The following is a 26,610-nucleotide window of genomic DNA, read 5'->3' as shown; positions in this document are numbered from 1 at the left end:
CGGACCTCATGCAGACTGTCGATATTCACCGCCGTTGGCTGGACTTCTTCGCCGATCGCGGCCACACGGTTGTCCCCTCGGCATCCCTGATCTCAGACGACCCGACACTCATGTTCACGATCGCCGGGATGGTTCCGTTCATCCCGTATCTGACTGGTCTGGTCCCGGCCCCCTATCCCCGGGCGGTCAGTGTCCAGAAGTGTCTGCGCACCAACGACATCGAAGAGGTGGGCGTCACCGCACGCCACGGCACCTTCTTCCAGATGTGCGGCAACTTCTCCTTCGGCGACTACTTCAAGAAAGAAGCAATTGCCTACGCCTGGGAACTGTTGACGACCCCGGAGGCCCAGGGTGGTTACGGGTTCGAGGAACGCGACCTGTGGGTCACGGTCTATAAGGACGATGACGAGTCGTTCGGCTATTGGAAAGAGATCTCTGGCCTTCCCGATCACCGCATCCAGCGAATGGGAATGGACTCCAACTACTGGTCCACCGGACTGCCGGGCCCCGCTGGTCCCTGTTCCGAGGTGTTCTACGACCGCGGGCCCGCGTATGGTGCCGAAGGCGGCCCGGCAGCGGACGAGGACCGGTACGTCGAGATCTGGAACCTGGTCTTCACCGAGTATCTTCGCGGTGAGGGGGTGGGCAACGACTTCGAGATCCTCGGTGACCTGCCCAGCAAGAACATCGACACCGGCATGGGGCTGGAACGGGTGGCGTTCATCAAGCAGGGGGTGGAGAACCTCTACGAGATCGACCAGGTGCGGCCGGTGCTCGACCTGGCAGCCGAACTCACCGGTAAGCGGTACGGCGCCGTGCACGAAGACGATGTGCGCCTGCGGGTGATCGCCGACCACGTGCGCTCCTCGTTGATGATCCTGGGTGACGGGGTGACCCCGTCGAACGAGGGCCGAGGCTACGTCCTGCGTCGCCTGATGCGGCGGACCGTGCGCGCCCTGCGCCTGCTGGGCGTGCAGGAGGCCGTGTTCTCGCCCCTGTTCGAAGCGTCCAAAGCCGCTATGAGTGCCGGCTACCCGGAACTGGAGCGCGACTGGTCCCGAATCCGCCAGAGTGCCGTGGCCGAAGAAGATGCCTTTCTGCGCACGCTGGCCAGCGGTACCACGATTCTCGACCTGGCGGTGGAAAGCACGCGAAAGAGCCAGAGCGCCGAATTGGGCGGGGACACGGCGTTCCTGTTGCACGACACGTACGGGTTCCCGATCGACATCACGATGGAGATGGCCTCCGAGGCAGGGTTGACTGTTGACGTCGACGCGTTCAAGAAACTGATGACCGAACAGCGCGACCGGGCCAAGACCGATGCCCGATCGAAGAAGCAGATCCTCGCAGACATGTCGGTCTACAGCGCCTTCCGTGCACACGGTGAGACCCACTTCACCGGATACGACGAGTTGGAGACAGACACTTCCATCCTGGGCCTGATCGTCGACGGCCATTCGGTGGATCGTGCCCGGCAGGGCGACACCGCGGAGGTGATCCTGCCCGAAACGACGTTGTATGCCGAAGCCGGCGGACAGGAGGCGGATGCCGGCACGATCGTCGGCGACGGCTATGAGCTCACCGTCACCGACGTGCAACGACCGGTCGCCGGGCTGACCAGCCATCGCGTCATCGTCACCCGGGGTGAGGTCGCGGTCGGCCAGAGCGCGCGCACCGTCGTCGACGCCCAATGGCGACACGGTGCTCGGCAGGCGCACTCGGGCACCCATCTCGTCCACGCGGCCTTGCGCGAGATCCTCGGCGAGAACGCACACCAGTCCGGCTCGTACAACAAGGCCGGTTACCTGCGCCTCGACTTCACCTGGGGCCAGGCGCTGTCGCCGGCCACGCGAAGCGAGGTGGAGGAGGTGGCAAACAACGCCATTCGCGCCGACTACGAAGTGATCACCCGGGAGATGGCCCTCAGCGACGCCCGCGAACTCGGGGCCATGGCGCTGTTCGGCGAGAAGTATGGGGAGACTGTTCGCGTCGTGGACATCGGCGGGCCCTGGTCGAGGGAGCTCTGCGCGGGCACACACGTCGCACACAGCTCGCAGATCGGTCTGATCAATCTGATCGGCGAGGCCTCGGTCGGATCGTCGAACCGTCGCATCGAGTCGCTGGTCGGCCACGACGCCTTCAAAGAGTTCGCCGCCGAGCGTGCCATTGTGAACACCTTGACCTCATCGCTCAAGACGCCGCGGGAGCAGCTGCCCGACCGCATCTCGGAACTGATGGCGAATCTCAAAGCCGCGAACAAGAGGATCGCAGACTTCGAGGCGAAAGCTTTGGCTGGTCGCATTCCGACGCTGCTGGCTGAGGCCGGCCGGGTCGGCGACGTTCTTCTGGTCACAGACTCTCTCGGTGATCTCGGGTCCGTCGACGAGTTGCGCCATCTGGTCACCCAGGTGCGAGCCCAGGCGGGCGAAACGGCGACGACCGTGGCGCTCGCCGGCGTCGTCTCCCACAAACCGGTGATCATCGTGGCCACGAACGCTGCGGCACGGGAGGCCGGCCACAAAGCCGGTGTGCTGGCGCGAATCGCTGCCCAGCTGATGGGCGGCGGCGGCGGCGGCAAAGACGACCTGGCTCAGGGCGGCGGGGCAGATGTCTCCATGATTCCGGCTGCACTCGACGCCATCGTCTCCGAGATCAGAGGCTGAGTGCGCCCGGGAGTGCGTTTGGGTATCGACGTCGGCAAAGTACGGGTAGGCGTCGCGACCAGTGATTTACACGGCATGCTCGCCACACCTGTCGAGACGATCCAGCGCCAGGTCGACGGTACAGGCGACGTTGACCGCATAGGAAACCTGTGCGCAGAGAGGGACGTGCTGGAGATCGTGGTCGGCCTGCCCCTGGCACTGGCCGGACACCACACGGCGTCCACGGCCGACGCGGTCGCCTTCGCCGAGCGCATCGCCGCATCACTGCCCACCGTTCCGGTGCGGCTCGTCGACGAACGACTTTCGACCGTGTCCGCGCACAGCGCCCTTCGATCAGCCGGGAAGAAGCAGAAGGGCACCAGAACGATCATCGACCAGGTCGCGGCCGTCATAATCCTGCAGCACGCGCTCGACGCCGAGCGTTCATCGGGCATCCCCCCGGGCTCCCTCGTCCCATCCAGCGAAGAACGGTAATGTGACCCAGATGTCCCCAGAGAACGACCCGTTCGCCGACCTCGTGCCCACCAAGGCGAACGGCCCCACAACGCGCAAGGCGTCCCGCCGGGCCACAAGGGCCCACAGCTCGAAGCGTGGTCGCAAACCGGCCTACAACCCGAAGCCCAAGCGCAGCTATCGTGGCTGGATCGGGGGGCTGATCGCCTTGGCGGTGTTCGGTGCGCTCGTTGCGATCGCGTTGAACCTCTACCTCGAACCCATCAAAGGCCTTCTTGCCGGAGAGCAGACCGGGCCCACGGATTACCCCGGCCCCGGCACCGGTGAGGTCGTCTTCACCGTGCACGATGGGGACTTCGGCAGTGACATCGCCGCGAACCTGCAGAAAGACGACGTGATCGGTTCGTCCGAGGTGTTCTACAAGCTCCTGTTGCAACAGTCTCCGGAGCCCGTGTTCATACCGGGGGCCTACAAGATGCGGGCCCAGATGACGGCGAAGGGTGCGCTGACCGCCCTCATGAACCCGAACACCCGCATGGAGAACACTTTCGTGATCCCGGAGGGCACCGTTGTTCGGGTCGCCCTTGAGCTGATCGCTGACGGCACGAAGATTCCCCTCGAAGAATTGCAGGCGGCCGCTGAGGACTACAAGGGTTTCGGCCTGCCTGAAGAGGCGATCAACCTGGAGGGTTTCCTGTTTCCCGCCACCTACAACCTCGAACCCGGTCTGAGCGCCCACGAGGTGCTTCAGGTGCTCGTGGATCGTATGGATCAGGCTCTGGATGAGGCGAAAGTCGCCAAAAAGGATCGTTTCCGAGTGGTGACATTCGCGTCACTGGTACAGCGCGAGGCCGGAGGGGACCCAGGTGATGCTGCGAAAGTCGCCCGGGTCTTCCAGAACCGGTTGGACGAGGGTTGGAAGCTGCAGTCGGATGCCACAGTCACGTATTACCGCACCACCGACATCGACCGTACCGAAACCTCTGACGCAGAGAGAGCCGACGCGAGCAACCCGTATAACACCTATGTCCATGAGGGCCTGCCGATCGGCCCGATCTCCAACCCCGGCGACGTGGCGATCAACGCGGTGCTTCACCCGGCCGATGGTCCGTGGATGTTCTTCGTGACCTGGAATCTGAAAACCGGTGAAACGATCTTCTCCACCACCATTGAAGAGCATGACGCAGCTGTTGCGAAGTGGCGTGAGTGGATGTCGGAGAACCCCGGTTATGGCTGATCGTGAAGCCCGGGCGAAGCTCGCGGACCTCCAGGGCCTCCAGGCGCGACTCGCGGTACTGGGATTGCCGATCGCACACTCCCAGTCACCGGTCCTGCACCAGGCCGCCTATGCCCGGTTGGGTCTCCCGTGGCGGTACGAACGGATCGAGGTGGCCGAGGACGAACTCGCTTTCTTCCTCGACTCCTGTGGGCCAGAATGGCGCGGCCTGTCCCTGACGATGCCGCTGAAGGAGCGGGTGATCGACCTGGTTCAGTCGGTCGACCCGATTGCCAGGCGCGCGGCCGCCGCGAACACTGTCGTATTCGGGGGTCTCGACGGCCGTGTTCGCCGCACCGCGGCTTTCAACACTGACGTCGCAGGAATCGTGCGTGCACTGGCCGACGCCGGCCTCGCCAACGTGAAACACGCCTGGCTCCTCGGTTCCGGTGCCACCGGGCATTCCGCCCTGATCGCATTCGCCCAAATGGGGGTGCAGAACATCCAGGTGATCGCACGTTCCCCGGAGCGCGCTGCGCCGCTGGTGCGGTTGGGGCTCGAACTCGGCGTCACCGTCGGCGTCCACCGTGACCCCGACGAGGCCACCTCTGCAGGTAGCCCTCCGCCAGAGCTCGTGGTCAGCACACTCCCCGGGGGAATCGATGCACCGTGGGAATTCAGTGAGGGCCTTCGCCGACAGTCGCTTCTGTTCGACGTCGCGTACGACCCATGGCCGAGCGCCTTGGCCGTGCGCTGGCAACAGGCGGGCGGCCGCATGACCTCCGGAATCGGGATGCTGGTTCACCAGGCGCTCGTGCAGGTGAGGATCTTCGTCGGCGGTGATCCCGATCGGGAACTGCTCGAGGAGCAGGGGGTACTCGAGGCCATGTGGGCGGCCGTGGGTTCGAAGGCCGCCTCGGCTGTGCCAGAATCGTAAGCATGCTTCGTTGGTTGACCGCCGGTGAGTCTCACGGCCCGGAACTCATTGCCATTCTCGAGGGCCTGCCCGCCGGGGTCCCGGTTTCGCTCGCCCAGATCCGGGAGGACCTGGCGAGGCGCAAGCTCGGGTACGGTCGCGGTGCCCGGATGAAGTTCGAGGAGGACGAGCTCACCCTCTCGGGTGGCGTGCGCCATGGCCTGAGCATGGGAAGCCCCATCGCACTGCGCATCGGCAACACCGAATGGCCGCGTTGGGTCGACGTGATGAGCGCTGAGCCGGTAGACCTGGCCACCCTGCCCAAGGGGCGCGGCGCACCGCTCACCCGACCCAGGCCCGGCCACGCCGACCTCGTGGGCATGCAGAAGTACGGCTTCGCCGAGGCACGCAACGTGCTGGAGCGTGCCAGCGCCCGCGAGACGGCGGCCCGGGTGGCACTTGCTGCCATCGCCCGGTCGTTTCTCGCCGAACTCGGCGTGCACCTGGTCAGCCACACGCTGTCGATCGGGCCCGTGTGCTCCCCGGAAGGCGCTGTGTTGCCGACGCCCGCCGACGTGGCAGCCCTCGACGCCGACCCGTTGCGCTGTTTCGACAAGGAGACCTCCGACAGAATGGTCGCTGAGGTGGATGTCGCTCAGAAAGAGGGCGACACACTGGGCGGCATCGTCGAGGTGCTTGCGTACGGTCTCCCACCCGGGCTCGGTTCCTACGTGCACTGGGATCGCCGGTTGGACGCACAGTTGGCGTCCGCACTGATGGGCATCCAGGCGATAAAGGGGGTCGAGGTGGGCGACGGTTTTCTCACCACGACCAGGCGTGGTTCGAAGGCGCACGACGAACTCTTCCACTCCGCCGACGGAATCGCGCGAGCCAGCGACCGGGCGGGAGGCACCGAAGGCGGAATGTCCACCGGAACGGTGCTGCGGGTGCGGGCGGGGATGAAACCGATTTCCACGATTCCGCACGCTCTGCGCACCGTGGACGTGGCCACCGGCCAAGCGGCCGACGCACACCACCAGCGTTCAGATGTCTGCGCCGTGCCTGCAGCCGGCGTGGTCGCCGAGGCCATGGTCGCCCTGGTGCTCGCGAACAGCATGCTGGAGAAGTTCGGGGGAGACAGCATCGCGGAGACCGCCCGCAACCTCGCAGCGTACCTGGCCGCGATCCCGGACACCCTGCACACCACCGACCATTCCGCACCCCTGGAATGACTGATTCCCCAGGGGGTGCCCCGACCGAGCAGGAAGCCGATCCAGCCACAGCACGCCCGCCGCTCGTTCTGATCGGTCCGATGGCCTCGGGCAAGACCACGCTCGGCCGTGTCGTGGCTCGCCTGATGGACCTGCCGTTCATCGACTCCGACCACGAGATCGAGCGGGAACACGGACCGATCCCCGAGCTGTTCGAAACCTTCGGCGAGACCCACTTCAGAAGGCTGGAACGGGCTGCGGTCGGTCGCGTGCTCCGGCTCCACGGTGTCGTTTCACTCGGTGGGGGAGCGATCCTTGACGCAGACACCCGTGCAGACCTCGCGGAGCTTCCGGTGGTGTTCCTGACGGTGCAGCCAGACGTCGCGGCCCATCGAATGCAGAATACGACTCGCCCGCTCGCTCGGGGCGGAATCGATGCCTGGACAGCACTCTTCCACGATCGGCTGGCCCTGTACCGCGAGGTTGCCGACGTGACCTTCGACACCTCCATCCGTGACACCCGCTCGATCGGTCATGACCTGGCCCGTTGGGCGACCGAACAACTGACCCGCTGACCACGTCAGCGGATGGCACCGTCGGTGTCGTCCCAGACCCTCCAAGGAGAACGCATGACTACGCCTGCCACCCACATCACGGTCACGGGTTCCACCGACTACGACGTAGTCGTGGGACGTGGCCTGCTCGAGGACGTGGCCGCGCACCTCGCCCCCGCCACCCGCAAGGTGCTGATCGTACACACTGCCACCGTCGGGGCGCGGGCCAACGCGTTGCGGCAATCCCTTCTGGGCGACTACGAGGTGCTGATCGCCGAGGTTCCCGACGCCGAAGCCGCCAAGCGCATCGAAGTCGCGGCGTTCTGTTGGCAGATCATGGGCCAGGCCGACTTCTCCCGCACCGACGCCGTGATCGGTTTCGGTGGCGGCGCTGTCACCGACCTGGCCGGGTTTGTCGCGGCGACGTGGTTGCGCGGTGTCCAGGTGCTTCTTCTGCCGACCAGTGTGCTGGGGATGGTGGACGCGGCCGTTGGGGGCAAGAACGGGGTCAACACCGCCGAGGGCAAAAACCTGGTGGGAACCTTCTACGCACCCCGTGCGGTGCTCTGCGATCTCGACACGCTCACAGACCTGCCGCGCAACGAGATCCTCGCCGGCTTCGCCGAGATCGTGAAAGCCGGCTTCATCCAGGTGCCGGAAATTCTCGACATCATCGAACGAGACGTCGAGGTCGCCACCGACCCCGCCACACCGGAGTTCAGGCGCGTGGTGGAACTGGCCATTGCGATGAAGGCCACGGTGGTCGGCGAAGACTTCACTGAGCGTGGGCTGCGGGAGATCCTGAACTACGGGCACACGCTGGGTCATGCGGTCGAGCACGCCGAGCGCTACGGCTGGCGGCACGGCGCCGCTGTCGCCGTCGGCATGATGTACGCCGCGGAACTGGCCCGACTGACGGGCCGGCTGTCGGACGAGGTCGTCGACCGCCACCGCCGGATTCTCGAATCGCTGACTCTGCCGACCAGCTACCCGGTCGGCCGCTGGCAGAGCCTGCTGGCCACCATGCAACGCGACAAGAAGACCCGCAGCGGCATGCTCCGTTTCATCGTGCTCGATGATGTGGGCAAGCCGACGGTGTTGGAGGGGCCGGACGCCTCGCTGTTGTTTGCCGCGTACCAGGAGATCGGCTCCTAGAGATTGTGGCCTTCACGTGCTCGGTTGGGCGCGCTCAGGGCCAATGCTTGCTGGACTCCACAGGCGTTTTTTCAGTGATCAGGAGCAGATCAACGCCGTCGTTGTGCAACAGCGGCACCAGCGCGGCCTGCCCGGACTCGACCACGGCACGCGCCCAGATCAGGAAGCTCTCCGCCCGCGCCCTCGTCGTGTGGAACTCGCGCCCACCGTGCATGATGACCGCGGCATTGATCTCGGTCACAATCGGCTCTCGGGCGGGTTTCGTGGAGTGAGTGCGGTCTTTTGGATGGAACATCAATAGGTCGCCTGATTCGGCCGCCGGAGAGACCTTCGATTCCGTCGACTTCTCCGGCATCGTTGAGACAGTGGATCCCCGTGCGTTCGGCCAGCCGGACCGGCCACTTGTCCCGAGTTGTTCCGGCCGTTGCGTGCGCCTTGCAGCGGCATACCCGCTGCCGTTCATGAGCGCTGTCAGAGCGCCGTCCCAGCGTTGGAACTGCCCTGATTCCTCGGCGAGGTCCAAGCGGTCGCCGGGGAGGCTGACGAAGACACGACCGGCCTGCCGGATGAAGCCGATGATCGCGTCCTTGTGGCTCACCTCCCACGTTGCGTCTCCCATGTCGGTGACCTGCAGGTGCACAGCCCGGGTGCCGGTCAGAGCCGGAAGGCGCAGGAGAGTGTCGCTCGTGTGCGGGGAAGCGGCAGTCGGCGAAGTCGACGTCGATGCGGCGGGGGAAAGATCGGAATCGCGACTGGGATTCGGCCGGAAGTCGGCCGAGAAGACATTTGTTGACATGGTGCCCTCCGGAGCGTGACTCGAGTGAGAATCGTTACCGAGGTCCGGGGCAACAGGTGCTGTGCTTCTCATTCTCCGACGAGATGCCTCCGGTCGCAAGTGCGGCCCGCTGCACCTCAGTCTCTGGTGCCGGTGGTGCCGTGCCCCGAACTCCTGCGAAGATGGGGGAATCAACCTCACACGGGTGGGCTCACCATGTTCGCCGAATCGACGTGCAGCACCGAACGGAGAAAGGGGCAGCTACCGGTAACGGTGCCCTGCCCCGATTGGAAGAAATGACACACATCCTCGTCCTCAATGGGCCCAACCTCGGGCGGCTGGGCTCCCGCGAACCCGAGGTCTACGGTCACGCCGACCTCGCTGATCTACGTGCGGTCCTGTGCGCAGATGCCCCGAGCGCCGAAATCGACCTGCGCCAGAGCGACGACGAGTCTGAGCTCATCGGTTGGCTTCACGAGGCGGTTGATCAACGTGTGCCGGTCATTCTGAATCCAGCGGCGTTCACCCACTATTCCTACGCCCTGCGGGATGCCGCAGCCCTGGTGACAACTGCCGGTGTTCCACTGATCGAGGTGCACATCTCCAACCCGCACTCCCGTGAGTCGTTTCGGCACACGAGCGTCATCTCGGCCGTGGCCACCGGTGTGATCGCGGGGTTCGGCTTCGACTCGTACCGCCTGGCCCTGGTGCAGCTGCTGCGCCCGATGCCCGCTTTGGAGTAGCCGGTTCGGGCAACTACAATCGATCACGGGTCATCTGGCCCCGCTACACCCACTGAACGGACGTGCACCAGCTATGGCCTCCACCGCCGACATCAAGAACGGAGTTGTCCTCAAGATCGACGGACAGCTCTGGACGGTCATCGAGTTCCAACACGTGAAGCCGGGCAAGGGTGGTGCGTTTGTTCGCACCAAGTTGAAGAATGTGGTCAGCGGCAAGACCGTCGACCGCACGTACAACGCCGGTACGAAGATCGAAACCGCCAACGTTGACCGACGCGAGTTCCAGTACCTGTACCGGGATGGCGACGACTTCATCTTCATGGACACCTCCGACTATGATCAGCTCACCCTGACCGCCGCCGTCGTGGGCGACGCCGCCAACTTCCTGCTCGAACAGCAGATGGCGACCGTTGCCCTGCACGAGGGGGAGCCGCTGTACGTTGAGCTGCCCGCCTCGGTCGTGCTGGTGATCACCTACACGGAACCGGGCCTGCAGGGTGACCGCTCCACCGGGGGCACCAAGCCCGCCACCGTGGAGACCGGGTACGAGATCCAGGTTCCGCTCTTTCTCGAGACCGGTACCAAGGTCAAGGTCGACACTCGCACCGGGGACTACCTCGGCCGCGTCAACGACTGACCCGCGCAACCGATGAGCGCGCGCACAAAGGCCCGCAAGCGGGCACTCGACATTCTGTACTCCTCGGACATGCGAGGAACCTCGATCAACCAGGCGCTGGCGGACGCCGAGGCCCGGGCCGCCGGTGAATCCGATCGACGTGCTTCCTGGTTGTACGCGCAGCAGATCGTCACCGGGGTAGTCGCGCATGGCGACGAGATCGACGAGATGATCCAGACCTACTCGCATGGCTGGTCGCTGGAGCGTATGCCAGCGATCGACCGGGCCATCCTGCGGATCGGCGCCTGGGAGGTATTGTTCAACGACGAAGTGCCCGACGCCGTCGCCATCGACGAGGCCGTTGAAGCCGCCAAACAGCTCAGCACCGACGATTCCCCGGCGTTCATCAACGGCATGCTGGGCACCTTCGCCAATACGAAGGGCTGAACCCGGTCATGATGGGCGCTGACTATCTCGGGCTGCCCGATGACCTGCCTGCGCCCGAGGACGACGGTGCGGCCGACCACCTGCCGGGCCTGCGAATGCCGCCGTTGGTGCTCTCCACCACGGCAGGCACGACGATCCGGCTCGACGATGGCGCACCGGCTCGCACGGTGCTCTACTTCTACCCGATGACTGGTCGGCCGGGGGTCGCCCTGCCCGCCGGTTGGGATGCCATTCCCGGGGCCCGGGGCTGCACGCCCGAGTCCTGCGGCTTCCGCGACCATTTTCGTGAACTGGGCGAAGTCGGGGCCTCCCGGGTGTACGGAGTGTCGAGTCAGGACCTCGACTATCAGCGTGAGGCAGTCGACCGGCTACACCTACCGTTCCCGCTGATCTCTGACCGGGCCCATGAGCTTGCGGATGCTCTTTCGATGCCCACCTTCGTGGCCGGCGGAAAACGTCTGTACTCACGACTGACGATGGTCGTGCGGGGCGGGACGATTGAGCACGTGTTCTACCCCGTGTTCCCACCCGACACGCACGCCCAACAGGTTGTGGACTGGTTGCGCACGAACCCGTGAGCGACAACGGCCCGTTCGCTAATTGTGTGGCAGTGTCGTCTTTGCCGGGGGCGCTATCGTGATTGCGCCGGTCAGCTCGTCCGGCAGGGCCAAGGGACGGCGGTCCTGGAAGTAGGCGTTGCCCTTCTTCCAGAAGAGGATCAGCGGAATGATTCCGAGTGCGAGCGCACCGAGGCCGATCAGATCGACGACGAGGCCCAGGGTCGGGATGGACACGATGAAGATCCAGACCATGAAGATGGCCCCGACCGCCGGCCAGAGGCCGATGAAGATGAAGTTCTTCACCGACGTGAAAATGATCTTTCGGTAGGCCACCACGACGGCGATACCCGCCAACCCGTAGTAGAACGCGATCTGCAGCCCGATCGAGCTGATTGCGTCGCTGAGGATCTGGCCGACGCTGCCGAGGAAGTTTGCGCCGATGAACAATACGACAGAGACACAGGTGACGACGATCGTCGCGAATGCCGGTGTCTTCCAGCGGGGGTGCGAGTGGCCGAACGCCTGGGGGATGGTGTGATCGCGACCCATCGCGAACAACGAGCGAGTGACTTGGATCAAGGTTGTCTCGAGGGTGGCAATGGTGGAGAGCATGACCGCGATGATCAGGATCTTGCCGCCGAGCCCGGGCCAGATGACCTCGCCCAGCACGCTCAACACGTTACCGCTGTTGGACTGAATGACCGAGTCGGGCAACATCACCTGGATAGCGACGGTAAAGATCTCGAACAGCAAGAAGACGATGACGACGCCGATGATGCCGCCGGTGCCCGCCGACTTGTGACCGTTTCTTGTTTCTTCGTTGAGGTTGGAGCTGACGTCCCAGCCCCAGTAGTAGAACGCCGCAATCAACGCGGCTGCGACGAACCCGCCGACGCCGGTGAAATGGGAGAACCCGAACCAGTCCCAGCTGAAGGCGGCGCCGGCGTGCGTGCCGAGCATCGACTGTACGATCGCGGCGACCGCGAACAGCACGAGAATCGCGACCTCGATGCTCGACATGATCCACTGCGCGCGCGCCGTGACACGCACGCCGAACAACACACACGCGGCCATCACCAGGAACCAGATGGCGCCGACCACTGTCACCAGGAGCACGTTGTCCGCCAGATCGGGGGCGAACAGAGAGACCGTCATGATTCCGGCTGGGAGCGCGCCAGCCACCATGAAAATCGTCGCGGAAACCACTAACGCCCACCCGGAGAAGAACCCAAGAATCGGATGCAACGCGCGACCCACCCAGGAGTATGCCGCGCCCGCGTTCACCTCCGCCCGCCCCAGGTACGCGAATGCCCAGGCGATACCGAGCATCGGCAGCCCCGCCCAGAGGAGAGCGGCCGGGCTCGCAAGCCCGGCCGCGGCGACGAGAACCGCGGTCGTCGCCGCGATCGAGTAAGCGGGGGCACTTCCGGCGACAGCCATGACGATGGAGCCGGCCGCACTCACCCCATCCGCTTGCAGTTCATGATGATGCTCGTGCGGTGATTGTGTGTCGAGCCCTGATGCCATGATCTGCTCCTTGTCACACAGATTTTAGACCTGAGCAGAATTCAGGGGCAGGTGCACTCGTAGGAAAGTTTCGGAGCGTTCTGAGAGTCAGAATCCCTCAACTCTCGGGGCCGATCACCCGGGGATGTCAGAGCAACCGGCGCACCATCTCGAGAATGCGCGCGTGGATCGCGGTCATCCCTGGATTGTTTCGGCGGGGATCATCGGCCTCCGTGCCCGCGAGAATGGAGTCGAGATAACGCTGATCGGCATCGAGCCGGGAGGTCGGGTCGGTTGTGGGCGTTCCATGGCCGGGGATGAGCATCTGGGCCTGACGAACATAGGGGGCGAGGGTCTCCAGCGCGCGCAGGTACGCGGGGAGGTCATCGGGCGAGAACGGCAGCGGCAGTTCCCGGTCGCTCAGCATGTCGCCGGCAATCAGCACGCGTCGTTCGGGGAGCCACAGCGCGCTGTGCCCGGGCGCATGGCCGTCGTGCATCACGACTTCGATGGCTTCAGCATCTCCTGCGGCGCCGAACGGCTCCGGAATCATGTTCCCGGTCAGAGGGGTCACCCGCGCGAAGTTCGGCTTCAGCCGGTCTGGCCAGTCCTTCCCCAGGTCGGCGAGCAGTGCTTCGCGGTGCTGACGGGCAAGCGCGCAGGTCGCCGGGGATGCCCACCGCGCCGCGTCGCCGAACCCGTGATGCCACAGGAGGTGATCGTGGTGGGCATGCGTGCTGAACCCTGCTGTCACTCGGATGCCGCGGTGCGCGAGTTCGCCGGCGAGCCCGTCCAGTTCACCGGGGAGCCAGGCTGGGTCCACCAGGAGGGCAGCAGTGCCTGCGTCCGAGGGCTCTGGAGGGTGCGCGTCGCTGATGACCACGGTCGATGTGGTGGCATCCTGCCGGCTGGTCGCCACGAACACGCCCGGGGCGACCCGAGCGAGGGACCGTCGCGGCGTTGCCATCCGAATACTCTAAGCGACCGGTGTTAGGGTTGAGTGATAACCATCCTTTAACCGACCGTCCTGTGAGGCGGGGAAGGAGCCGGTGTGAGCGCACGAATCGTGTTGCAGGCTGCTGATATCACGCGCGCTGTGACGCGGATCGCCCACGAGATCGTGGAGGCGAACCGGGGAGGCGACGACCTGCTGCTTCTGGGCATCCCCACGCGCGGTGTCCCACTCGCCCAGCGATTGCACGCCGAGATCCGCCGCATCGAAGGTTCCGACGCGAAGGCCCAGGTCGGTGCTCTGGATGTCACTCTGTACCGCGACGACCTCGGCAGCAATCCCACGCGCACGCCGCACCCCACGAATATGCCGCTGAGCATCGACGGCATGACCGTGGTGCTTGTCGACGATGTGCTGTATTCGGGACGCACCATCCGTGCCGCCCTGGATGCGCTGAGTGATCTCGGGCGGCCTCGCGCCGTGCGTCTGGCCGTTCTGGTCGACCGGGGCCACCGCGAGTTCCCGATCCGTGCCGATTTCGTCGGCAAGAACCTGCCCTCATCCTCGAAGGAGCGTATCAACGTGCGCCTGACCGAGGCCGACGGCGACGAATACGTGAGCATTGAAGGCCGAGCCCATGGTGAGGCAGGCACGGGGGACGGCAGCCGATGAGACACTTGCTCTCGACCCGAGATCTAGACCTGGCCGACGCCATCCGCCTGCTCGACGTTGCCGAGGACATGGCCACCGTCTCCACTCGCGAGGTCAAGAAGCTTCCGGCACTGCGGGGAAAGACCGTTGTCAACCTCTTTTTCGAGAACTCCACCCGCACCAGGATCTCGTTCGAGGCGGCGGCGAAACGACTGTCCGCCGATGTGATCAATTTCAGCGCCTCCGGCTCCAGCGTCGCCAAGGGGGAGAGCCTCAAGGACACTGCGCAGACTCTGGCCGCCATGGGTGCAGACGCAGTGGTATTGCGACATCCCTCCTCCGGCGCACCCCAGTCGCTCGCAGACAGCGGCTGGATCGACGCGGGAGTGATCAACGCGGGCGACGGCACCCACGAGCACCCCACTCAGGCACTACTCGACGCCTTCACCATCCGGCGGCGGATGCACGGCGCCGCATCCCGCGGCACCAACCTCTCTGGGGTGGCGGTGACGATCGTCGGAGACATCCTGCACTCTCGGGTTGCCCGCAGCAACGTCTGGCTGCTGACCACGCTGGGCGCGCAGGTCACACTGGTTGCTCCTCCCACTCTCATGCCAGTGAACATGACCGCCTGGCCGGTGGAGGTGGAGTATGACCTCGATCGTTCGCTCCTGCGCACACCGCCGTCGGTTCTGATGATGCTGAGGGTGCAGGCCGAACGCATGTCAGGCGACTTCTTCCCCAACACGCGCGAATACTCCCGGCGCTGGGGCCTCGACGACGAGCGCCTCGGCCGCCTGCCAGAAGACACCATCGTCATGCACCCCGGGCCGATGAATCGAGGGTTGGAGATCTCCGCTGCCGCCGCAGATTCCGCCCGCTCGACCGTTCGGGAGCAGGTCACCAACGGTGTGTCCGTGCGCATGGCCGCCCTCTACCTCTTGTTGGCCGGCGAACGGCTTTCCCCACCGACACCCACGAGCCGGATGCGAGCAACCACGTGAACGACCAGACCCCCTTTCTCATCGCCGGTGCCACTCTGGCGGATGGCCGACGCACCGACCTGCTCGTGGCCGACGGCCTGATCGCCGAGACCGGTACCGGGCTCAGCTCGACCGGCGCACGCCGTATCGACGCCGACGGTCTGATCGCGCTGCCCGGATTGGTCGACCTGCACACCCACCTGCGCGAGCCCGGCTTCGAACCGAGCGAGACGGTGCTCACCGGCACCCGAGCGGCGGCGGCCGGAGGCTTCACTGCCGTCTTCGCCATGGCCAACACCTCCCCGGTGGCCGACACCGCCGGCGTGGTCGAGCAGGTGCATCGCCTCGGACAGGACGCCGGCTACGCGTATGTTCAGCCGATCGGGGCGGTCACGGTCGGCCTCGAGGGCAGACATCTGGCTGAACTCGGGGCAATGGCGTCCAGCCGCGCCCGCGTGCGCGTCTTCTCCGACGACGGGCACTGCGTGGAGGACCCGCTGCTGATGCGCCGCGCCCTCGAGTATGTGAAGTCCTTCGGCGGCGTGATCGCCCAGCACGCGCAGGACTCGCGGCTGACGGTGGAGGCCCAGATGAACGAGGGCCAGGTATCCAGCGACCTCGGCCTGGCCGGCTGGCCCGCTGTCGCCGAGGAGTCGATCATCGCCCGCGATGTGCTCCTGGCCGAGCACGTCGGATCACGGGTGCACATCTGCCACCTGTCGACCGCGGGCTCGGTCGATGTTGTCCGCTGGGCCAAAGCACGGGGCATTGCCGTCACCGCGGAGGTCACCCCCCACCATCTCCTGCTCACCGAGGAACTGGTGCGCAGCTACGACCCGAAGTACAAGGTGAACCCGCCGCTTCGCCGCGCCGAAGACGTCGAAGCCCTGCGACGGGGGCTGGCCGACGGAACCATCGATATTGTTGCCACCGACCACGCGCCGCATCCGGTGGAGGCCAAGGACTGCGAATGGGCGGCCGCGGCGAACGGAATGGTGGGCCTGGAGTCAGCCCTCGCCGTCGTGCAGGCAGCGGTCGTCGATACCGGTGGCCTCGACTGGGCGGATGTCGCCCGGGTACTCTCCGCGGCCCCGGCCACGATCGGCGGCCTGACCGGCTTCGGTCACGAGTTGACTGCGGGCTCGCCCGCCGAACTGACCCTGTATGATCCGAACGACCCCCACGAATTCACAGCGGCCGACCTGGCAGGTCGAAGCGGAAACTCGCCCTACCTCGACATGCAGTTGCCCGGACGCGTTCGTTACACCTTCCACCGCGGCCAGCCGACCCTGGCCGACGGTGCCCTGAGGGAAGAGGGGCTGGTCGCCAATGGATAGGCTCGGACCGGCCGCACTGGTGTTCGGCCTGATCGCCCTGCTGCTTCTACTGATGTGGTGGGGCTGGCGGGCGAGGGCCAAGCGCCAGGCGGGCTACGCGAGGCCGGCACTCGTGCCGGCGAATCTTCCTCGGACCACTCTGGCGGTGAAAGCGCTCTACCTCTCGACAACGCCCGCCGACAGCGCCCTGGACCGATTGGTGGTGCCCGGCCTCGGCTTTCGCGCCGACGCCGTTGTCTCGGCGTCCGCCGCGGGGCTCGTCCTGAAGCTGCGCGGCGAACCAGAATTGTTCATTGCCGCCGACAACCTGGTCGGCATCGAGGCGGCCACCCTGACCATCGACCGTGTCGTCGAGACCGACGGCCTGCTCCGCCTGCGCTGGATGCTCGGAGAAGACGCCGTTGACAGCTACTTCCGGTTGTTCGACGAGAGCGACCGCCACGAATTCCTGACCACCGTCCGCCGGCTCGCCGGGGACAATCCATCCCCTCGATTGAAATGAGTTCCCCCGTGGAGAATACGCCCAAGACCCCACCTCTGCTCGGCGAAGCCGACGCCGTTCTGGTGCTGGAGGACGGCCAACGATTCCCAGGCCGCGCCTACGGTGCGCTGGGAAGCACGGTGGGCGAGGCAGTCTTCGCCACCGGCATGACCGGCTATCAGGAGACCCTCACCGACCCGTCCTATGCCGGTCAGATCGTGGTCATGACCGCGCCGCATATCGGGGTGACCGGAGTGAACGACGAGGACAAGGAGTCCGATCGCATCTGGGTATCCGGATTCGTGGTGCGCGATCCCTCCAGACGAGTCTCCAACTTTCGGGCCACCCGCAGCCTCGATGAGGAACTGGATGCCGGCGCGGTCGTCGGCATCAGCGGTATCGACACCCGCATGCTCACCCGAATCCTGCGCAGCGCCGGAGTGATGCGCGCCGGGATCTTCTCCGGCGCCGACTTTCGACGCAGCGCCGGCGAACAACTGGAGATGGTCACGGAGTCGGCGCAGATGACCGGCCGCAACCTGTCCGCCGACGTCTCCACCCCCACCCGGTACTCCCTGCCGGCGGAAGGCGACTACGTCGGCACTGTCGCGGTGCTCGACCTCGGGGTGAAGCGGTCGACCCTCAAGTACCTCACCGTCCGCGGCTTCGACGTGAACGTTCTGCCACAGACGGTTTCCGCGCAGGACGTGCTCGACCTGGCCCCGTCGGCGGTCTTCTTCTCGAACGGGCCGGGCGACCCCCAGGCGTCCGAACAGCATGTGCAGCTGTTGCGTGCCGTCCTCGACGCCGGAATCCCGTTCTTCGGCATCTGCTTCGGCAACCAGTTGCTCGGCCGGGCGCTCGGTTTCGACACCTATAAACTTCCATTCGGTCACCGGGGGATCAACCAGCCGGTCATGGACAAGGCCACTGGCCGGGTGGAGATCACCGCGCAGAACCACGGCTTTGCGGTGCGTGCGCCGATCGAGGGCGTGGTCGAGTCGGCCAACGGTTACGGCCGCGTCGAGGTGAGCCACTACAGCCTCAACGACAACGTCGTCCAGGGACTGCGGTGCCTGGACATTCCCGCGTTCTCGGTCCAATTCCATCCCGAGTCGAACGCCGGCCCACACGACACGAACCATTTGTTCGACACCTTCACCCGCTTCGCGGTGGACCGAGGACTCTCCTCCGGCGCGGGCGAACCCACTGCAGAAACTGATTCGAGCCACGACAACAACGAGGAGAACGCGTAATGCCACGCAGGGAAGACATCACAAGCGTTCTGGTGATCGGCTCCGGCCCGATCGTCATCGGGCAGGCCTGCGAGTTCGACTATTCCGGTACCCAGGCGTGTCGTGTGCTGCGCGCGGAGGGCGTGCGGGTCATCCTGGTCAACTCCAATCCGGCCACCATCATGACCGACCCCGACTTCGCCGACGCCACGTATGTCGAACCGATCACCCCCGAGGTGATCGAGACGATCATCGCGAAGGAGCGTCCCGACGCCCTGCTGCCGACCCTGGGCGGACAGACCGCCCTGAACGCAGCCATGGCATTGCACTTCAACGGTGTGTTGGAGAAATACAACGTGGAGATGATCGGCGCCCGAGTCGACGCAATCCAGAAGGGTGAGGACCGCCAACTCTTCAAGCAACTGGTACTCGACGCCGGAGCGGACGTGGCCCGATCCCACATTGCCCACACGGTCGAGGAGGCGGTCGGATTCGCCGCGGATCTCGGCTACCCGCTGGTCGTGCGCCCCTCATTCACCATGGGCGGTCTCGGATCAGGTTTCGCCCACGACGAGGACGAGTTGATTCGTTACGTGACCGACGGCCTGCTCTCGAGCCCGACGGCGGAGGTGCTGCTCGAGGAGTCGATCACCGGCTGGAAGGAGTATGAACTGGAGCTGATGCGCGACCACTCCGACAACACCGTCGTGGTCTGCTCGATCGAGAACGTCGACCCGGTGGGCGTGCACACCGGCGACTCGATCACCGTGGCGCCCGCACTGACCCTGACCGACCGGGAATACCAGAACCTGCGGGACATCTCGATCGACATCATCCGCGCAGTGGGGGTCGACACCGGAGGCTGCAACATCCAGTTCGCCGTCGAACCGTCGACCGGCCGGGTGATCGTCATCGAGATGAACCCGCGGGTGTCCAGATCGTCAGCCCTGGCCAGTAAGGCCACCGGATTTCCGATCGCGAAGATTGCGGCCAAACTTGCGCTCGGCTATCGCCTGGACGAGATCGACAACGACATCACCGCGGTGACTCCGGCGAGTTTCGAACCGGCGCTGGACTACGTGGTGGTCAAGGTCCCCCGTTTCGCTTTCGAGAAGTTTCCGGCCGCAGACACCACCCTGACAACCACCATGAAATCGGTGGGTGAGGCCATGGCGATCGGCCGCAACTACACGACCGCTCTGCAGAAGGCATTGCGGTCGATGGAAAAGGTGGGGTCGTCGTTCCATTGGGAGGGGGAGCAGTCCACCACAGTCGACGAGCTGCTCACCCTGGCGGCCGTTCCGACCGACGGGCGCATCGTCACCATCCAGCAGGCTCTCCGGTTCGGTGCGACCGTGGAACAACTGTATGCCGCCACCGGCATGGACCCCTGGTTCCTGGACCAGATCGCGCTGATCAACGAGGTCGCCGATACCGTTCGCGCAGCCGACACCTTGGACACACGAGTGTTCGAGTTGGCCAAGAACCACGGATTCTCCGACGCTCAGATCGGCCAGCTTCGCGGTTTCGGGGAGTCGGATGTGCGCGACATCCGGCACCTGCTCGGGGTGCGGCCGGTGTTCAAGACGGTTGACACCTGCGCGGGGGAGTTCCCTGCGCTCACGCCGTACCACTACTCCAGTTACGACCAGGAGACCGAGGTTCTGCCAAGTGATCGGCGCAAGATCGTGATTCTCGGTTCGGGCCCGAACCGGATCGGGCAGGGAGTCGAGTTCGACTATTCCTGCGTGCACGCGTCCTTCGCGTTGTCGGATGCCGGGTATGAGACGATCATGATCAACTGCAACCCTGAGACGGTATCGACCGACTACGACACCAGCGACCGGCTGTATTTCGAACCGCTCACCCTCGAAGACGTGCTCGAGGTGATCCACGCGGAGTCACTGAGTGGAGAACTCGTGGGCGTCATCGTGCAGTTGGGCGGGCAGACCGCCCTCGGCCTGGCCAAGGGTCTGGAGGCGCAGGGGATCACCATCCTGGGCACCAGCCCCGAGGCAATCGACCAGGCGGAGGAGCGCGGCCTGTTCCAGAAGATCCTGGATGAGGCGGGCCTCGTCGCTCCCACGAACGGCACCGCCGTCGATGCGGCCGGCGCCATTCTGGTCGCCCGCGGCATCGGCTACCCGATTCTCGTGCGCCCCTCGTACGTGTTGGGCGGACGCGGCATGGAGATCATCTACGACGAAGCGACCCTGGCCGGGTACTTCGGCCGTATCGCCGGCCAGGGCATCGTCGGCCCGGCTCACCCGCTTCTGGTTGACCGCTTTCTTGACGACGCCATCGAGATCGACATCGACGCCCTCTATGACGGCACCGAGTTGTACGTCGGTGGGGTCATGGAGCACATCGAGGAGGCCGGCATCCATTCCGGAGACTCCAGTTGCACCCTGCCGCCGGTGACGCTCGGACGCACGCAGATCGATGAGGTGCGCAGTGCCACCGAAGCGATTGCTCGGGGCGTGGGCGTGAAGGGACTGTTGAACGTGCAGTTCGCTATCGGGCAGGGTGTGCTCTACGTGCTGGAGGCCAACCCTCGGGCATCTCGAACCGTGCCGTTTGTCTCCAAGGCGCTCGGCATACCGTTGGCGAAGGCTGCGGCCAGGGTCATGGCGGGGGAGAGCATCAGGGCGCTGGTCGATTGTGGACTGTTGCCCGCCGTCGACGGATGCCACGTGCCGATGGACTCACCGGTATCGGTGAAGGAGGCTGTGCTGCCGTTCCGGCGGTTCCGCACCATCGACGGCAAGACGGTCGACAGCGTGCTGGGGCCCGAGATGCGCTCCACCGGCGAGGTGATGGGTATCGACAAGGACTTCCCGCGGGCGTTCGCGAAAAGTCAGGAGGCGGCGTACGGTGGCCTGAAACTCGGCGGTACGGTGTTCGTGTCGGTCGCCGACCGTGACAAACGTGCGATCATCCTGCCCGTGTTGCGCCTCAAGCAGTTGGGCTTCAGCATCCTGGCCACGCAGGGCACCGCCGAGGTTCTGAACCGCAACGGGATCGATGCCCGGGTGGTGCGCAAGTTCAGCGAGGCCGACGACGTGGACGGGTCGCCGAGCGTGATCGACCTGATCAACAGCGACGAGGTTGATGTGGTGATCAACACGCCAAGCGGCCGCACTGCCCGCGCTGACGGCTACGGGATCCGGGCTGCAACCGTCGCGGCGGACAAGCCGCTGTTCACAACGATCGCAACGGTGGGTGCTGCAGTCGCGTCGTTCGACGCGATTCGCGCGGGCTTCGAGGTGACCAGCCTCCAGGAGTATGCACGCGAACGAGAGTCCCGCTGATGCCCGCAGGCGCAGGCGCGAACGCGATGCCGAACGAGGCGGTCCCGCCCCAGGCGTTCGGCAGCCGGCTGGAAGCCGTGTTCCAGAACACGGGGCAGTTGTGTGTCGGCATCGACCCGCATTCCTGGTTGCTGGAGAACTGGTCGCTGCCCGATACCGCCGCCGGTGCCCGTGAGTTCAGCCTGCGTGTGGTCGAAGCCGCCCATGGACGGGTCGGGATCGTGAAACCCCAGGTCGCGTTCTTCGAGCGATTCGGCTCCGCCGGGTATCAGGTGATGGAGCAGGTTGTGGCCCGCGCACGCCAGGCCGGACTTCTGGTGATTGCCGATGTGAAACGTGGCGACGTCGGTTCGAGCGTCAGCGCGTATGCTGACGCCTGGTTGTCGACGGGCTCGCCCCTGGAAGCCGACGCCATGACCGTCAGCGCCTACCAGGGCTTCGGCTCGCTGGCCGACGCGTGCCAGATTGCGGCCAGGAACGGCAAGGGGCTGTTCGTGCTGGCGGCCACCTCAAACCCCGAGGCCCTGGTGGTTCAGACGGCCGAGGTGCGCCAGAGAGAGCACCCTGCCGCGGGCCAGAGCGCCGGTGATCGCACACCGGTGGAGCGGATGTCGGTCGCTCGTGCCATCATCGATGATGTGACGGGTTACAACGAGACTCACTTTCCCGCCGCCCTCGGTTCGGTCGGGGTGGTGCTCGGTGCCACAGCGCCTCTGGTAACAATGGGTATTGATACCGCGAGCGATACGCGATTGAGCCACACTCCAGTGCTTGCGCCGGGTTTCGGCCACCAGGGTGCTCGGGTGCAGACGGTCGGCAGGGTCTATGGTGTGATGACACCCGGTGTTATTGTCACCGAATCTCGGAGTATTTTGGGAGCGGGGCCAGATTCGCTGGCCCAGACGATACAGATCCATGCAGACGAATTGGCGGTTGCCCTTGGTTGATGACCAGAAGAGGCCGAAACCACCCGACGTGGACAGAGCAGCCGCCTCCCGGGCGGCCGTGGCGGCACGGCGCGCTCGCGCGGCGGTCAAGAAGCAGATCGCAACCGGGCAGCGCACACCCCTGGACGTGCTTGATACCGCCCGACAGGATCGTGAGTCGGTAGAGGCGCGCATGCGCGTGACCGAGTTTCTGCTCAGCATCCCGGCCATTGGTGAGAAGAAGATGACCGGTTTGATGCATCACCTGAACATGTCGCCGTCCAAGCGCCTGGGGGGTCTGGGACGTCATCAGACGGAAAACCTTCGGAACGTTCTGCGCGAGCGGGCGTCCCATTCGGGCGTTCGCGGTCGCCGGCACAACCGCCTGTTCGTGCTCGCCGGGCCGACGGCGGTCGGCAAGGGGACCGTATCCACCCACATCCGGGAAAACTACCCCGATGTCTTCCTCTCGGTGTCTGCCACAACCCGGGCGCCCCGGCCGGGGGAAACAGACGGGATCAACTACATCTTCGTGAGCGACGCCGAGTTCGATCGAATGGTGACCGAAGGCGAACTTCTCGAGTCGGCGACGGTGCACAACGCCTACCGGTACGGCACGCCACGGTCACCGATCGACTCTGCTCTGGCCGCAGGCCGCAAGGTGCTGTTGGAGATCGACATCCAGGGCGCGCGGAGTGTGCGGCAGGTCATGCCCGACACGCGCTTGATCTTTCTCCTCCCGCCAAGTTGGGACGAACTGGTCCGCCGCCTGATCGGCCGCGGTACCGAAGACGACGCGGAACAGCAGCGCCGGCTCGAGACGGCGAAAGCGGAACTCGCAGCCCAGGACGAGTTCGACTTCAAGGTGATCAACACTGATGTGGCCGAGGCCGCCCAAGAAGTCGTAGACTTGATGGATGCCCGCACGGCCGTTCCCGGCCCGTGAGTGTTGCTCCGATGCCAGTCGTGCACCGACCGTGAGCCGGGCCGGTGAGCGCATACCCCGTGTGTCCACCCACAATTTTTCATTCACCGCCTTTCTACGAGGAGAAAAGAAATACATGGCTGACAAGCAGACCGGAATCATTGACCCGCCGATCGACGAGTTGCTCTCAAAGGTCGACTCGAAGTACGCGCTGGTGATCTTCGCCTCCAAGCGCGCCAGGCAGATCAACAACTACTACGCCGACCTGCACGAGGGCAGCCTCTACGACAACGTCGGTCCGCTGGTGGATTCCACCATTGACGACAAGCCGTTGTCGATCGCTCTGCGTGAGATCAACGAGGACAAGCTCGAACTGACCAGCATCGTCGAGTAGTCGTATCAGGGGGGTGAGCGCCGTGGGCACGGAGAAGCGGTCGACGGCGCTGACCGTCGTGGTCGGGATGACCGGCGGAATTGCCGCCTATAAGGCCGTCAACGTGATTCGAGGTCTGGTACTTGAGGGACATGACGTTCACGTCGTGGCCACAGAGTCCGCACTTCGATTCGTCGGGCTTCCCACGTTGGAGGCGATCAGTCGCAACCGAGTGCACACCGACCTGTACGAAGGGGTCGCTGAGGTGCGCCATGTCGCGATCGGGCAGTCTGCCGACGTGATCGTGATCGCTCCGGCCACCGCGAACACCATCGCCAAGCTGAGCGCCGGCCTCGCCGACGACCTGCTCGGCAACACTGTTCTGGCCAGCACCGCACCGCTCGTGATCGCTCCCGCCATGCACACTGAAATGTGGTTGAATCCGGCGACCGTCGCCAATATCGCCACATTGCGTGATCGAGGCGTGGTCATTGTCGGCCCCGCATCCGGTCAACTCACCGGCTCTGATTCCGGCCCCGGACGCATGGAAGAGCCCGACGTGATTGTCGACGCCGTAGTGCGTGCCGCTGATCGCTTCGCTGCGCCTCGATCTGGCGACCTCGCCGGCCGTCGCGTGCTGGTGACCGCCGGCGGCACCCGGGAACCCCTGGACCCGGTGCGCTACCTCGGCAACCGCTCCAGCGGCCGACAGGGTGTCGCTCTCGCCGTTGCAGCCTTGGCACGCGGAGCAGAAGTCACGCTGCTCGCGGCCAATCTGGAGGTGGCTGAGCCTCAAGGAGTGACGGTGGTGCACGTCGGAAGCGCCCTCGAACTTTCTGAAGCGGCCACCGAGCACGCCCAGTCCGCAGACGTGGTCATCATGGCTGCAGCGGTCGCAGACTACCGCCCGGCGGTGAGCGTCGACGCCAAGATCAAGAAGGAGTCCGCGGGGGACCGCCTGACTCTCGAACTCGTCGAGAATCCCGACATTCTGGCCGGATTGTCGGCGCACCGCCGTGAGGGCCAGGTCATCGTCGGCTTCGCTGCCGAGACCGAAAGCGACGATGCCGCCCGCCTCGAGATCGGCCGCACGAAACTGGCACGCAAGGGCTGCGACTATCTCGTGCTGAACCGGGTGAGTTGGACCGAGGGATTCGGCAGCGATTCGAACACGATCATCGTTCTTGCGGCCGGTGGCGCAGTGGTGGCCGAGGCCGCCGGTTCGAAAATGTCGGTGGCGAACAATATCCTTGATGTGCTGGTGTGAGCCTGATCGCATCCACTGCATCGCACGAATGACCCGGCACGTCGCTCGAGCAGCCGTGACCCGCACGGCCCACCCCGACACGCCCCTGAACGCGCAGTGCCTGCGCCAGAGCCCGTACACGTTGCCCGCAACCAGAAAGAGCGCCACGTCATGACCGAACTGCGGTATTTCACCTCCGAATCAGTGACCGAGGGCCACCCCGACAAGATCTGCGACCAGATCTCCGACAGTATCCTCGACGCCCTGCTCACCGAAGACACCGAGAGCCGGGTCGCCGTCGAGACGCTCGTCACCACCGGACTCGTTCATGTGGTCGGCGAGGTCACCACCTCGGGATACGCCGACATCCCCGGCATCGTTCGCAAGAAGGTACTGGAGATCGGGTACGACTCCTCCGAAATGGGCTTCGACGGAGCATCCTGCGGGGTCTCGGTGTCGATCGGGGCACAGTCCGCCGACATCGCCGGCGGTGTCGACCAGGCCCTCGAGTCGCGCGAAACCGGCAGCATCGACAAATTCGACCAGCAGGGCGCGGGCGACCAGGGGATGATGTTCGGCTTCGCCACCACAGAGACCCCCCAGTTCATGCCCCTTCCAAGCTGGTTGGCGCACCGGATGGCGGAGCGGTTGGCTGCGGTGCGGAAGTCGGGCGAACTCGACTATCTCAGACCGGACGGCAAGACCCAGGTCACCATCGGCTACGAGGAACACATCCCGCGCACCGTCGAGACGATCGTGTTGTCCACACAGCACGCCCGGGGAACCGACCCGGCACGGTTGCAGTCGGACGTGCGTGAACTGGTGATCCGACCCACCCTTGAGTCGCTCGACCTCGACTCGTCGAGCACCCGCGTGTTGGTCAACCCGGCCGGGCCGTTCGTCGACGGCGGACCGAAGGCAGACGCCGGACTGACCGGCCGCAAGATCATTGTCGACACGTACGGTGGGGCCTCGCGCCACGGTGGTGGGGCCTTCAGCGGCAAAGACCCGTCGAAGGTCGACCGCTCGGGTGCCTACGCGATGCGATGGGTGGCGAAAAATGCCGTGGCGGCTGGGTTCGCCGAGCGCCTCGAGGTGCAGGTCGCCTATGCCATCGGCAAGGCGCACCCGGTTGGGCTGTACGTGGAGACATTCGGCACCGGTATTCTGCCCGATGAGCAGATCATCTCGGCCATACGAGAGGTCTTCGACCTGCGCCCGGCGGCTGTTATCGCGGAGCTCGACCTGAAACGGCCGATCTACGCGCAGACGGCGGCCTACGGGCACTTCGGCCGTGAACTTCCAGACTTCACGTGGGAGAAGCTCGACCGTGTGGAGCAGCTGCGCAGCGCGGCCGGCCTCTAGAAAATACCTT

Annotated in this window: 25 protein-coding genes; 22 read left to right on the top strand and 3 right to left on the bottom strand. The window is 65.2% G+C overall.

Going from position 1 to position 26,610, the window contains the following annotated elements; genetic code table 11:
• Window positions 1–8: 8 nt before the first annotated feature.
• From alaS to aroB, 7 genes are read left to right on the top strand one after another with little or no spacing between them, the layout of a single operon-like run.
• Window positions 9–2,663 (top strand): alanine--tRNA ligase, encoded by a 2,655-nt coding sequence (gene alaS, locus DL891_RS08760; protein ID WP_111720043.1) that lies wholly within the window; start codon window positions 9–11, stop codon window positions 2,661–2,663.
• Window positions 2,664–3,137, top strand: coding sequence for a Holliday junction resolvase RuvX (gene ruvX / locus DL891_RS08755; protein ID WP_198668829.1), 474 nt, complete (start codon window positions 2,664–2,666; stop codon window positions 3,135–3,137). It begins immediately after the preceding gene.
• 10 nt (window positions 3,138–3,147) lie between these two features.
• Entirely contained in the window at window positions 3,148–4,353 is a 1,206-nt protein-coding gene (gene mltG / locus DL891_RS08750; RefSeq protein WP_111720134.1) for an endolytic transglycosylase MltG, read from the top strand.
• The gene (locus DL891_RS08745) at window positions 4,346–5,269 is read left to right on the top strand and encodes a shikimate dehydrogenase (RefSeq protein ID WP_111720041.1); all 924 of its coding nucleotides are present in this window, start codon (window positions 4,346–4,348) and stop codon (window positions 5,267–5,269) included. Before mltG ends, DL891_RS08745 begins: the two co-directional genes overlap by 8 nt.
• 2 nt (window positions 5,270–5,271) lie before the next feature.
• On the top strand, window positions 5,272–6,480 hold the full coding sequence (aroC, locus tag DL891_RS08740; RefSeq protein ID WP_111720040.1) for a chorismate synthase: 1,209 nt from the start codon (window positions 5,272–5,274) through the stop codon (window positions 6,478–6,480).
• Window positions 6,477–7,034 carry a shikimate kinase gene (locus DL891_RS08735; RefSeq protein WP_111720039.1) on the top strand — a complete coding sequence of 186 codons (558 nt, stop codon included), beginning with the start codon at window positions 6,477–6,479 and terminating at the stop codon, window positions 7,032–7,034. Before aroC ends, DL891_RS08735 begins: the two co-directional genes overlap by 4 nt.
• Window positions 7,035–7,088: 54 nt before the next feature.
• Complete coding sequence (aroB, locus tag DL891_RS08730; RefSeq protein ID WP_111720133.1) at window positions 7,089–8,168, top strand: 3-dehydroquinate synthase; 1,080 nt, start codon at window positions 7,089–7,091, stop codon at window positions 8,166–8,168.
• Between the two features lie 34 nt (window positions 8,169–8,202).
• On the opposite strand, the gene DL891_RS08725 is transcribed toward aroB, so the two are convergent.
• Window positions 8,203–8,964, bottom strand: coding sequence for a hypothetical protein (locus DL891_RS08725; RefSeq protein ID WP_111720038.1), 762 nt, complete (start codon window positions 8,962–8,964; stop codon window positions 8,203–8,205).
• 275 nt (window positions 8,965–9,239) lie between these two features.
• On the opposite strand from DL891_RS08725, the gene DL891_RS08720 reads away from it, so the two are divergent.
• From DL891_RS08720 to DL891_RS08705, 4 genes are all read left to right on the top strand, one after another.
• Window positions 9,240–9,686: a type II 3-dehydroquinate dehydratase gene (locus DL891_RS08720; protein ID WP_111720037.1), complete on the top strand. Its 447-nt coding sequence runs from the start codon at window positions 9,240–9,242 to the stop codon at window positions 9,684–9,686.
• A gap of 73 nt (window positions 9,687–9,759) precedes the next feature.
• Window positions 9,760–10,323, top strand: coding sequence for an elongation factor P (efp, locus tag DL891_RS08715; protein WP_111720036.1), 564 nt, complete (start codon window positions 9,760–9,762; stop codon window positions 10,321–10,323).
• Window positions 10,324–10,335: 12 nt separating this feature from the next.
• Window positions 10,336–10,749 (top strand): transcription antitermination factor NusB, encoded by a 414-nt coding sequence (gene nusB / locus DL891_RS08710; RefSeq protein ID WP_111720035.1) that lies wholly within the window; start codon window positions 10,336–10,338, stop codon window positions 10,747–10,749.
• An 8-nt stretch (window positions 10,750–10,757) separates the two neighbouring features.
• On the top strand, window positions 10,758–11,327 hold the full coding sequence (locus DL891_RS08705; protein ID WP_111720034.1) for a peroxiredoxin: 570 nt from the start codon (window positions 10,758–10,760) through the stop codon (window positions 11,325–11,327).
• 18 nt (window positions 11,328–11,345) lie between these two features.
• Here DL891_RS08705 and DL891_RS08700 read toward each other — a convergent pair whose 3' ends face one another.
• On the bottom strand, window positions 11,346–12,836 hold the full coding sequence (locus DL891_RS08700; RefSeq protein WP_198668828.1) for an APC family permease: 1,491 nt from the start codon (window positions 12,834–12,836) through the stop codon (window positions 11,346–11,348).
• Between the two features lie 127 nt (window positions 12,837–12,963).
• Window positions 12,964–13,782, bottom strand: coding sequence for an MBL fold metallo-hydrolase (locus DL891_RS08695; protein ID WP_111720033.1), 819 nt, complete (start codon window positions 13,780–13,782; stop codon window positions 12,964–12,966).
• Window positions 13,783–13,866: 84 nt separating this feature from the next.
• Here DL891_RS08695 and pyrR point away from each other — a divergent pair, with 84 nt between their 5' ends.
• The 11 genes from pyrR (at window position 13,867) to metK (ending at window position 26,600) form a co-directional block, all read left to right on the top strand.
• The gene (pyrR, locus tag DL891_RS08690; RefSeq protein ID WP_111720032.1) at window positions 13,867–14,439 is read left to right on the top strand and encodes a bifunctional pyr operon transcriptional regulator/uracil phosphoribosyltransferase PyrR; all 573 of its coding nucleotides are present in this window, start codon (window positions 13,867–13,869) and stop codon (window positions 14,437–14,439) included.
• Window positions 14,436–15,422 carry an aspartate carbamoyltransferase catalytic subunit gene (locus DL891_RS08685; protein ID WP_111720031.1) on the top strand — a complete coding sequence of 329 codons (987 nt, stop codon included), beginning with the start codon at window positions 14,436–14,438 and terminating at the stop codon, window positions 15,420–15,422. Before pyrR ends, DL891_RS08685 begins: the two co-directional genes overlap by 4 nt.
• A complete protein-coding gene (locus tag DL891_RS08680) occupies window positions 15,419–16,738 on the top strand; it encodes a dihydroorotase (RefSeq protein ID WP_111720030.1) in 1,320 nt (439 codons plus the stop codon). Before DL891_RS08685 ends, DL891_RS08680 begins: the two co-directional genes overlap by 4 nt.
• A complete protein-coding gene (locus DL891_RS08675) occupies window positions 16,731–17,240 on the top strand; it encodes a hypothetical protein (RefSeq protein ID WP_111720029.1) in 510 nt (169 codons plus the stop codon). Before DL891_RS08680 ends, DL891_RS08675 begins: the two co-directional genes overlap by 8 nt.
• On the top strand, window positions 17,237–18,475 hold the full coding sequence (gene carA / locus DL891_RS08670; RefSeq protein WP_111720028.1) for a glutamine-hydrolyzing carbamoyl-phosphate synthase small subunit: 1,239 nt from the start codon (window positions 17,237–17,239) through the stop codon (window positions 18,473–18,475). Before DL891_RS08675 ends, carA begins: the two co-directional genes overlap by 4 nt.
• Entirely contained in the window at window positions 18,475–21,765 is a 3,291-nt protein-coding gene (gene carB / locus DL891_RS08665; protein WP_111720027.1) for a carbamoyl-phosphate synthase large subunit, read from the top strand. The genes carA and carB overlap by 1 nt, the downstream gene beginning before the upstream one ends.
• Window positions 21,765–22,712, top strand: a complete 948-nt coding sequence (gene pyrF, locus DL891_RS08660) for an orotidine-5'-phosphate decarboxylase (RefSeq protein WP_232819079.1) — start codon at window positions 21,765–21,767, stop codon at window positions 22,710–22,712. Before carB ends, pyrF begins: the two co-directional genes overlap by 1 nt.
• Entirely contained in the window at window positions 22,681–23,637 is a 957-nt protein-coding gene (gmk, locus tag DL891_RS08655) for a guanylate kinase (RefSeq protein WP_111720026.1), read from the top strand. The genes pyrF and gmk overlap by 32 nt, the downstream gene beginning before the upstream one ends.
• Before the next feature lie 115 nt (window positions 23,638–23,752).
• Window positions 23,753–24,010 (top strand): DNA-directed RNA polymerase subunit omega, encoded by a 258-nt coding sequence (rpoZ, locus tag DL891_RS08650; RefSeq protein WP_111720025.1) that lies wholly within the window; start codon window positions 23,753–23,755, stop codon window positions 24,008–24,010.
• A gap of 49 nt (window positions 24,011–24,059) precedes the next feature.
• Entirely contained in the window at window positions 24,060–25,256 is a 1,197-nt protein-coding gene (coaBC, locus tag DL891_RS08645) for a bifunctional phosphopantothenoylcysteine decarboxylase/phosphopantothenate--cysteine ligase CoaBC (protein ID WP_111720130.1), read from the top strand.
• A 150-nt stretch (window positions 25,257–25,406) separates the two neighbouring features.
• On the top strand, window positions 25,407–26,600 hold the full coding sequence (metK, locus tag DL891_RS08640) for a methionine adenosyltransferase (RefSeq protein WP_111720024.1): 1,194 nt from the start codon (window positions 25,407–25,409) through the stop codon (window positions 26,598–26,600).
• Window positions 26,601–26,610 lie beyond the last annotated feature (10 nt).

The organism is Homoserinimonas sp. OAct 916 (assembly GCF_003260275.1).
Classification (GTDB): domain Bacteria; phylum Actinomycetota; class Actinomycetes; order Actinomycetales; family Microbacteriaceae; genus OACT-916.
Note: the sequence above shows the minus strand (reverse complement) of the source record. Positions and strands in the feature narration are given on the sequence as shown.